This window comes from Streptomyces sp. NPDC059398 (assembly GCF_042751845.1).
Classification (GTDB): domain Bacteria; phylum Actinomycetota; class Actinomycetes; order Streptomycetales; family Streptomycetaceae; genus Streptomyces.
In genome coordinates this window covers 43,107-53,106 of record NZ_JBHYWP010000036.1, presented here as the reverse complement: position 1 = coordinate 53,106, position 10,000 = coordinate 43,107, and the positions used below count along the sequence as shown (strand labels likewise).

Sequence of the window (10,000 nt, the reverse complement as noted above, 5' to 3'; positions counted from 1 at the left end):
GGCAGTCGGCACCTCGGCCAGTCCGGGCACTCAGGCAGTCGGCACCTCGGCCAGTCCGGGCACTCAGGCAGTCGGCACCTCGGCCAGTCCGGGCACTCAGGCAGTCGGCACCTCGGCCAGTCCGGGCACGCGGGCAGTCCAGACACGCGGGCAGTCCGGGCCCCGGTCGCGCCGCCGCCCCTGGGCAAATGGGCCAATGCCGCCCCGATCCGGCCCGCACCCTTGACCTGGCAGTTAGTTTCCGGATATCGGTGCTGCTTGGAAGTTTCCTTCAGGCCGGCCGGCGCGGGGAGTGCACTGTCGTCCCTGTGCCGGCCGGCCTCAGATTCCTTGCGCAGCATGGCCGGAAGGGGCACCAGTGCAGTACCGCACCTCCAGACGCTCCCTGCTCACCGCCACCGCCGCCGCGGTCGCCGCGGCAGCCACGGGCACCACGGCACACGCCGGTCCCCGCCGTCCCGGCGCTGACCCCAGCGCTCTCGACCGGCGGCTCAAGAAGCTCATCGGCCGGATGAGCATCGAGGAGAAGGTCGGCCAGCTCTTCGTGATGCGGGTCTACGGACACTCCGCCACCGCACCCGACCAGGCCGACATCGACGCCAACCTGAAGGAGATCGGCGTCCGCACCGCGGCCGAGCTGATCGCCAAGTACCACGTCGGCGGCATCATCTACTTCAGCTGGGCGCACAACACCCGCGACCCGCACCAGATCGCGGCCCTCTCCAACGGCATCCAGCGCGCCGGTCTCGCCCAGCCCACCCCCGTACCGCTGCTGATCGCCACCGATCAGGAGCACGGCATCGTCTGCCGGGTCGGCTACCCGGCCGCGCTGTTCCCCGGCGCGATGGCGCTGGGCGCCGGGCGCTCGCGCGAGGACGTCCGTACGGTCGGCCGGATCTCCGGAGCCGAACTGCGGGCGATCGGCATCCGGCAGGACTACTCGACGGACGCCGACGTCAATGTGAACCCCGCCAACCCGGTCATCGGCGTCCGCTCCTTCGGCTCCGAACCGGCCGCCGTGGCCCGGCTGGTCGCCGCCGAGGTGCAGGGGTACCAGAGCGCGCAGGTGGCCGCCACCGCCAAGCACTTCCCCGGCCATGGCGACACCGCGGTCGACAGCCACACCGGGATCCCGGTCATCACCCACAGCCGCGAGGAGTGGGAGCGTATCGACGCCCCGCCCTTCAAGGCCGCCATCGCCGCCGGGATCGACTCGATCATGACCGCGCACATCCAGTTCCCGGCGCTGGACCCGAGCAACGATCCGGCCACCCTGTCGCGGCCGATCCTCACCGGCATCCTCCGCGAGGAGCTGAAGTACGACGGCGTCGTCGTCACCGACTCGCTGGGCATGCAGGGCGTACGGGACAAGTACGGCGACGACCGGGTGCCGGTGCTGGCCCTCAAGGCCGGCGTCGACCAGCTGCTCAACCCGCCGGACCTGGACACCGCCTGGCACGCGGTGCTGAGCGCGGTACGCAGCGGCGAGCTCACCGAGGAGCGGCTGGACGAATCGATCCTGCGGATCCTGCGGCTCAAGGAGCGGCGCGCTCTCCTCAGCAGCCCGTACGTGCCCGGTGTCCGGATCGACCGGACGGTCGGCACCCGGCTCCATCTGGCGGCGGCCGACCGGATCGCCGAGCGGACCACCACCCTGCTGGTGAACCAGGACAGGCTGCTGCCGCTCTCCCGGCGCCGCACCAGGAGTCTGCTGGTCGTCGGCCCCGACCCGGCCTCGCCTTCGGGGACCACCGGCCCGCCCACCACGGTGCTCGGCAAGGAGCTGACCGGTCTCGGCTTCACCACCGCGGTGCTGCCGACCGGCACCGCGCCCACCGCGGCCCTGATCAAGAGCGCGGTGGCCGCCGCCGCGGGCAAGGACGCCGTGATCGTCGGCACCTACGACGTGGTCGCGGGCGATGCCCAGACCAAGCTGGTGGCGGCGCTGGTCACGACAGGGGTCCCGGTGGTGCAGATCGCGGTGCGCAATCCGTACGACATCGCGCAGCTCCCCGGGGTCCGGGCCGCGCTCGCGACGTACAGCTGGACGGATGTCGAACTCCGGGCTGCGGCACGGGTGATCGCGGGCCGGGTCACGCCACGCGGTCTGCTGCCGGTTCCCGTCCAGCGCGCGGACGACCCCACGAAGGTGCTGTATCCGGTGGGGCACGGTCTGACCTACTGACCCTCCGACAGAGACAGTGCCTGCCGCGCGACTTCGCGGCGGGCACTGCTCAATCCGGTTGCTTTCAGGGGTGGTTGGCGTCCGGAGCCGGGGTCAGGGCCGCAGGGACGGTTCGCGCTCCAGGCCCCTGTGGTCCAGCGTCGCGTCGTACGGGGCGAGCGGCTTGGCCCGCTGCGGGTCGGCCTGCACCGACGCCGGGGCGACCCCGGCCCAGGCCAGGATGCGGGCGGTGGCCTTCGCCTTCTCGGCGGGGGCGAGACCGTCGACGTTCGCGCCGTGGTTCATGCCGGGCGCGGTGAAGACGTAGCTGTCGTCGGGGTGTTTCCCGACGCTGAAGCGCTCGGCGCCCCAGGGGTCGTTCTGTCCGTACACGTACAGCATGTGGTGGGCGTGGCGCTTCACCCAGTGGTCCACGTCGGCCATCACGCCCGGCTGGAAGCGCATCGGGATGGAGCTGGGGACGAAGTGGCGCGGCGGCTGGTAGCCGTAGCGGCTCAGCCTGCCGAGCCAGGGCTGCCGGATGGTGGGCGAGCCGAGCTGGGTGCCCGCCTGGTAGTAGTACGGCGTGTACGCCTCAAGCCCCTGGTCGGTGTAGAAGGAGAAGCCGGAGATGGTGTCGACCGAGTCCCAGATCTCCTGGTCGGTGGCGTGCGGGGCGTCTGCGGGGACGGTGTCGCAGTCGGAGAGCAGGCTGTACTGCCAGAAGCCCCAGATGTAGTCGAGCACCACGGCCTCGTACGCCTTGTCGAGCGTCCCGACGGTGGTGAAGGTGTAGCCGTTGTCCTTCGCGTACCTGGCGTACATCTTCTCCAGCGGCTCGCGGCGGATGAGCGCCTCGCGCTGCACGCCTTCCAGCCGGTCGCGGCACTCCTTGGTGCCGACGGTGCTGAGGAACCGGTCGTACGCCGAGTCCTCGTCGTTGACGACGTCGTTGGGCGCGACGTACGCGACGACCCCGTCCATGTCCTTCGGGTAGTAGCGCTCGTAGTAGGTGGCGGTCATGCCGCCCTTGGAGCCGCCGGTGGTCAGCCAGTTCCTGGTGTAGATCTTCTTGAGCGCGGTGAACAGCCGGTGCTGGTCGCTGGCGGCCTGCCAGATGTCCAGCTTGGACCAGTCGGCGGGCTGCGGCCTGGACGGGGTGAAGTAGCGGTACTCCAGGGACACCTGGTTGCCGTCGACGATGCGCGTCGGCTCGGTGCGGCTGGGGGTGGTGGAGACGTTGTACCCGCCGGTGTAGAGGACGGTCGGGCGGCTGGTGTCCTTGTGCAGCAGCGTGAAGCGCTGGTTGAAGGTGCCCTTCGACGGGTGCCGGTGGTCGATGGGCTGGGTGTACTGGAGGACGAAGAAGCGGTAGCCCGTGTAGGGCTTCTCCTCTATGAGACTCATGCCGGGGATCGCGAGGATCCGGGCCTTGATGTCCGAGGTGTCCGGTATCGCGGCGGTGGCCGCGCCGGCTGAGGCTCCCGCCGCACTCACGGTGCCTATGAGCACCACGAACGCCAGTAGCCATCTGAGCGCCTTGCGCATTCAGCCCTCCCCTGGGGATCACAACGAGTAGCCGCGAACCTAGCCGGGGTAACACCAAGCACGCCAGACCCAGTTGACCATCCGGGGAGAGCGGCCGCTCAGCACAGGAACCAGCCGGACGCCCCCTTCTTGCCGGAGACCGCGCCCACCGCACGGACACAGCGGTGCACGGCACGGACCCGCACCGGCCCCGCCAGTCGGGTGAAACGCCCGCTGTCGGAGACCGGCCGGCCCCCGCGCACCTGGAGCTCGACGGACATCTGCCTCCTTGCGCCGGGGTGCTTGGCGAGGGTGACGGCGCAGACGTACGGGCCCGTCCGGTAGACCCGGAGCTGACCGGTGGCGAAGCCCACGGCTCTGACCTGATGTCCGGGGCACCCGGACGCGGCACTCGCCGCGTGTGCGCCCGGCACCACCAGGGCCAGCGCCACCGCGGCCGCCGCCGTCAGACCTGCGGCCCGGCGGCGGGCGGCCGGGGTGCGGACGGCCCAGCGACCGGTGGCCGGGGTGCGGACGGATCCGCGCGCCGGTGGACGCGCCGGCGCGGGCTCCGCCCCGCGCTCCGGCTTTCGCCACGACTCGAACACTTCTTCCCCTTTGGCTGTGCGGACGTATGTGTGTACGGACGCATGGGGCAGTCGGCCGGTTGCGCCGCAGAACCGGACAGATGGTGACAGGTTCGGTGCGGCCCCCGCCCGGGGGCCGCCCTCACAGCCCCAGGGGGTTCGGCTGGGACAGGGCGGGGTCAGCCGGGGCCGACGCCGCACGGGCCCGGGGCCGGCGGCGGCCGCGGACCCCGCCCCGGCCACCGCGCTCACGGACCGGCCAGAGCAGCACATAGGCCGTGGACACCGCCACGAAGCCCAGCCGCAGCAGCCCGCGCACCGCGTCGTCCGGGACGACGAAGACACTGCCGTACAGCGTCAGCAGCGCCAGCCAGCTCCACCAGGGCACCAGCCGGCGCTGCCCGATGACGTCCCACAGCAGGGTGCCGAGCAGCACCGACGCCGTGTAGTACGTGTAGACGCTCGGGTCGAGCACGATCCGGGCATTGGCCCCGAGGAGCACCACAGCGGGCCAGCGGCCCCGCCAGACCGCCACCGTGCCGAGGACCAGGCCCAGCGCGGCCTGCGCGGGGCGGTCCCAGCCGGGCGTCTCCGGGTCACCGACGCCGAGCCAGCGCAGGGCGGAGGCCGGATGGTTGGGGATGGCGAACTTGGCGGCGGCGAACGACTGCGGGTCGCCCACGAAGAACGGCAGCCAGGCGACCGCCACCAGACCCGCGCACCAGAGGGCGGCCCGCAGCCAGTGCCGCCGGGGAAGGGCCAGCAGCAGCGGGAGGAAGGCCAGCGCGGTGGGCTTGGAGTCCATCGCCAGGGCGAGGCAGGCGCCGGTGGCCGCCGGATTGCCCCGGGTGACGGCCCGGACCGCGAGCGCGGTGAAGAACAGCGCCAGTACGTCGTCCAGGTGCCCGAAGCGGACCGCCACCTCGATCCACATCGGGATGAAGGCGAGCCCGGCGATCAGCACCCGCTGGCGCAGCCGCTGGTGGTTGGTGCCGGTGCCCAGCAGGTGGTGGGCGGCGCTGCGCCCGGCCAGTACGACGATGACCAGGCCGAGCAGGGACATCAGCGCGGCGGCGAGGAACTGTCCGGTGGCCTCGGGGAACGGGTTGAACAGCCCGGCGGCGAGGAAGCTGATCGGGCCCATCTGGAGCTCGGGGTGGTGGGCGTAGAGGTTGAGGCCTCCGGTGCCGCCACCGCCCTGGTAGATCAGCTCGCCGCCGGTGTGCAGATAGTGCCAGGAGAAGCCGCCGTGCGGCTCCACCACGGCGAACCACAGCACCGTCCAGACGGTGAGCAGCACCAAGTGCATCCGCTGACTGATCGTCGGCACCGTATCTCAGCTCCCGCTTCCGGTGTGTGCGCTGTCGGGGCTGCACATCCCGGTCCGTAAGAGGGCCGAACGGGAGGAAAAGTTGTCCCGGCGGCGGACGTGCGGCCCCGCCAACGCTCTCATCCCGCGCTCACAGCGCACTCATGAGGTCCCTGCCGGGGCCCGGTTCGGCGGGTTCGCACGCGGGCGCGCGCCCTGCTGAGGGCGGGGGCGCGGGCCGGTACGCACGCCCTGCCGGGAGGCGGGAGCGCGGGTTCCGTACGCACGCCCTGTGCCGCACCCGGGCCCCGGGCTCGCGGCCGGGCCGCGCGCCCTACGCCACCACCTCCGCCGGCTCCCCCACGAAGGTCCGCCACAGCCGTGCGTAGCTTCCGTCCAGGGCCAGCAGCTCCTCGTGGGTACCGTCCTCGACCACCCGGCCGTGGTCCATCACGACGACCCGGTCCGCCCGTGCCGCCGTGGTCAGCCGGTGGGCGACCACCAGCGTGGTCCGCCGGCCGGCGATCCGGTCCGTGGCCTGGTTGACCAGGGCCTCCGACGCCAGGTCGAGTGCGGCCGTCGCCTCGTCGAGCAGCAGGATGTCCGGGTCGACCAGCTCGGCGCGGGCCAGTGCGATCAGCTGGCGCTGGCCCGCCGAGAGGTTCCGGCCGCGCTCGGCGACCTCGTGGAGGTAGCCGCCGTCCAGGGTCGCGATCATGTCGTGCGCGCCGACCGCCCGCGCAGCCGCCTCGACCTCGGAGTCGGTCGCGTCCACCCGCCCGTAGGCGATGGCGTCGCGGACGGTACCCGCGAAGAGGTACGCCTCCTGCGGGACGACCCCGAGCCGGTGCCGGTACGACGTCATGTCCATGTCCCGCAGATCGGTGCCGTCCGCCGTGACCCGGCCCGCCGTGGGGTCGTAGAACCGTGCGACCAGCTTGACCAGCGTGGACTTGCCCGCGCCGGTCTCCCCGACGAAGGCGACCGTCTGCCCGGCCGGAATCCGCAGATCGATACCGCTCAGCGCCGTCTCGGCCTCGGCAGGGCCGCCGGGCCCGAGGGCTCCGGCGGCCGGATCGGCCACCTCGGCAGGGCCGTACGCGAACGAGACACCCTCGAAGGCGATGTCCCCGCGCAGCGCCCCGACCTCCACCGGCACCGCGCTCGCCTCGGTGGACGTGGGCTCGACGAGCAGCTCCTGGATGCGCCGGAGCGAGACGGTGGCCTGCTGGTAACCGTCGAAGACCTGCGAGAGCTGCTGTACGGGGGCGAAGAACAGGTCGATGTAGAGGAGGTACGCGACCAGCGCGCCCGTGGTGAGGGTCCCGGCCTCGATCCGGTGCGAGCCGACGATCAGCACGGCCGCCGCGGCCACCGACGACAGCAGCTGGACGAACGGGAAGTAGACCGAGATCAGCCACTGCCCGCGGACCCGCGCCTGCCGGTAGTGGTCGCTGCGCCCGGAGAAGCGGACCGCTCCGGTGGACTCGCGGCGGAACGCCTGCACGATCCGCAGCCCGGAGACGGACTCCTGGAGATCGGCGTTGACGGCGGAAACCCGCTCACGCGCCAGCTCATACGCCCGGACGCTCTTCCTGCGGAAGACATAGGTGGCGACGGCCAGGAACGGGAGCGTCGCGAAGACGACCAGCGCCAGCTGCACATCGATCACGAACAGCACCACGAGGATGCCGAAGAAGGTGACGACCGAGACGAAGGCGGTGACCAGACCGGTCTGCAGGAAGGTGGAGAGCGCGTCGACGTCCGTGGTCATCCGGGTCATGATCCGGCCGGACAGCTCACGCTCGTAGTAGTCGAGGCCGAGCCGCTGGAGCTGCGCGAAGATCTTCAGGCGCAGGGTGTAGAGGACCCGCTCGCCGGTGCGTCCGGTCATCCGGGTCTCGCCGGTCTGCGCCAGCCACTGGACGGCCACGGTGACCAGGCCGAGCCCGGCCGCCGTCCACACCGCGCCGGTGGCGAGCCGGGTGACGCCCTGGTCGATGCCGTGCCGGATCAGGACGGGCAGCAGCAGCCCCATGCCCGCGTCGACGGCGACCAGGAAGAGGCTGACGAGCAGCACGGGTCCGAAGCCGCGCAGCAGACGGCGCAGCCCGTACGAGGTCTCGGCGGCGACGGCGTGCGCCTCGTCCACGTCCGGGGTGTCGGTGGCGGGCGGCAACGCGGCCACCTGGGCGAGGAGTTCGGGTGTCGCGGGCATCCCGCCGGGCGCGGTCGCCCGGTCGGCACCGTCGGGTCCCGTGCCGGTTCCGGTGCCGGTGCCGGTGCCGGGGGCTTCGCTGCGGACCCAGAGCTGCGGGGTAATGCCCCGCTCGACGTCGAACTCGGCGTCCAGCTCCGCACGTACGGACATGTCCTCCGGCTCGTCCGCCGGGGGCCCGGTGTGGCCGGGTGAGACACCGCCCAGTTCGTCCGGGTCGGTCAGCAGCCGCCGGTAGAGCGGCGAGCGCTCCGCCAGCTCCGCGTGGGTACCGATGTCCGCGAGCCGGCCGCCCTCGATGACCGCGATGCGGTCGGCGAGGTTGAGGGTGGAGCGGCGGTGCGCGATGAGCAGGGTGGTGCGGCCCGCCATCACGCCGCGCAGCGCCTCGTGGATCTCGTGCTCGACATGGGCGTCCACGGCGGATGTGGCGTCGTCCAGGAGGAGGAGCCGGGGGTCGGCGAGGATGGCGCGGGCGAGCGCGATGCGCTGGCGCTGGCCGCCGGAGAGGGTGAGGCCGTGCTCGCCGACCGTGGTGTCATAACCGGCGGGCAGTTCGGTGATGAAGCGGTCGGCCTGGGCGGCGCGCGCCGCGGTGCGGATCTGCTCGTCGGTGGCGTCGGGGACGCCGTACGCGATGTTGGCGCGGACGGTGTCGGAGAAGAGGAAGCTGTCCTCGGGCACCAGGCCGATGGCGGCCCGCAGCGATTCCAGGGTCAGTTCGCGTACGTCGTGGCCGCCGATGAGGACCGCGCCGTGCGAGACGTCGTAGAAGCGCGGCAGGAGCAGCGAGACGGTGGACTTGCCGCTGCCGGACGAGCCGACGACGGCGACGGTCTCGCCGGGCGCGATGGTCAGCGAGAAGCCGTCGAGCACCGGCCGGTCCTCGCTGTATCCGAAGGAGACATCGTCGAACTCGACGGTGGCAGCGGCGTCCGCCGGGAGCGTCTTCGTACCGTCCGGGATGGAGGGTTCGGTGTCGATCAGCTCCAGGACGCGTTCGACACCGGCGCGGGCCTGCTGCCCGACGGTGAGCACCATGGCGAGCATCCGGACCGGGCCGACGAGCTGGGCCAGATAGGAGGAGAAGGCGACGAACGTGCCGAGGGTGATCTCGCCCCGGGTGGCCAGCCAGCCGCCGAGTGCCAGCATCGCCACCTGTCCGAGGGCGGGGACGGCCTGGAGGGCGGGCGTGTAGCGGGAGTTCAGCCTGATGGTGCGCAGCCGCCCGGCGAAGAGCCTGCGGCTGACCGCGCGGAGCTTGCCGGTCTCCTGGTCCTCCTGGCCGAACCCCTTCACCACGCGGACCCCGGTGACGGCCCCGTCGACGACGCCCGCGACGGCGGCCGCCTGCCCCTGGGCGTACCAGGTGGCGGGGAAGAGCCGGGTCCTGCTGCGCTTGGCGATGATCCACAGGGCGGGCGCCACGGCCACCGCGATCAGCGTGAGGAGCGGGGAGAGCCAGGCCATAATGGCCAGCGAGATCAGGAAGAGCAGCACATTGCCGAGGGTCATCGGCAGCATGAAGAGCAGCCCCTGGATGAGCTGGAGGTCGCTGGTGGCGCGGCCGATGACCTGCCCGGTGGACAGCTCGTCCTGCCGCCGCCCGTCCAGCCTCATGATCGTCCCGTACATCTCGGTACGGAGGTCGTGCTGGACGTCGAGCGCGAGGCGGCCGCCGTAGTAACGCCTGATGTAGGTGAGGACGTAGACGACGACGGCGGCGCCGATCAGCAGCCCCGTCCAGACGGCGAGGGAGCGGGTGCCGTCGCCGATGACGTCGTCGATGATCACCTTGGTGACCAGCGGTACGAGCGCCATGACGGCCATCCCGGCGAGGGACGACCCGAGGGCGAGCAGCACATCGCGCCGGTACCGCCAGGCATACCCGACGAGCCGCCGCGCCCAGCCCTGCCGCGCACCGCCCTGCTGCATACTCTCCTGTTGCGCGGCGTCCGCCACTGGTGCCTCCCGTTGTCTCATACCACCGGAAGGACCCAACGCGGCGACCAGGCGATTTCATCCCGCCGCAACAATCGGGGGCCCAAGGCCGTCCGAAGGGCGTAGGGGGGCCGGTCCGCGGACCTAGGTCCGGCACATGCGGAGAGAAGCCGGTCGCCGGAGGTCGGACGGCCCGCCGGAGACCGGACCGCCGCACGAAAAATCGTTGCGTCCGTCACCCGGCCGGGTGATCC

General features: G+C 71.9%; 5 protein-coding genes. 1 reads left to right on the top strand and 4 read right to left on the bottom strand.

The genetic code is table 11. The features are described from left to right. Positions 1-358 precede the first annotated feature (358 nt). Positions 359-2,185: a glycoside hydrolase family 3 protein gene (locus ACFXBC_RS15730; RefSeq protein WP_385023815.1), complete on the top strand. Its 1,827-nt coding sequence runs from the start codon at positions 359-361 to the stop codon at positions 2,183-2,185. 93 nt (positions 2,186-2,278) lie between these two features. Here the strand turns inward: ACFXBC_RS15730 and ACFXBC_RS15725 are convergent, their stop codons facing one another. The 4 genes from ACFXBC_RS15725 to ACFXBC_RS15710 all read right to left on the bottom strand — a co-directional run bounded on the left by ACFXBC_RS15725 (position 2,279) and on the right by ACFXBC_RS15710 (position 9,740). Then, on the bottom strand, positions 2,279-3,712 hold the full coding sequence (locus ACFXBC_RS15725; RefSeq protein ID WP_385023813.1) for a S28 family serine protease: 1,434 nt from the start codon (positions 3,710-3,712) through the stop codon (positions 2,279-2,281). A gap of 98 nt (positions 3,713-3,810) precedes the next feature. Beyond that, positions 3,811-4,299, bottom strand: coding sequence for a hypothetical protein (locus ACFXBC_RS15720; protein WP_385023811.1), 489 nt, complete (start codon positions 4,297-4,299; stop codon positions 3,811-3,813). 121 nt (positions 4,300-4,420) lie between these two features. Further along, positions 4,421-5,608, bottom strand: a complete 1,188-nt coding sequence (locus tag ACFXBC_RS15715; RefSeq protein ID WP_385023809.1) for a hypothetical protein — start codon at positions 5,606-5,608, stop codon at positions 4,421-4,423. A 313-nt stretch (positions 5,609-5,921) separates the two neighbouring features. Continuing rightward, the gene (locus ACFXBC_RS15710; protein ID WP_385023834.1) at positions 5,922-9,740 is read right to left on the bottom strand and encodes an ABC transporter ATP-binding protein; all 3,819 of its coding nucleotides are present in this window, start codon (positions 9,738-9,740) and stop codon (positions 5,922-5,924) included. Positions 9,741-10,000 lie beyond the last annotated feature (260 nt).

Bases quoted from the DNA above. Each gene is read 5' to 3' on its own strand.
- ACFXBC_RS15710 (WP_385023834.1), bottom strand. From the start codon at position 9,740: ATGCAGCAGGGCGGTGCGCGGCAGGGCTGGGCGCGGCGGCTCGTCGGG.
- ACFXBC_RS15725 (WP_385023813.1), bottom strand. From the start codon at position 3,712: ATGCGCAAGGCGCTCAGATGGCTACTGGCGTTCGTGGTGCTCATAGGC.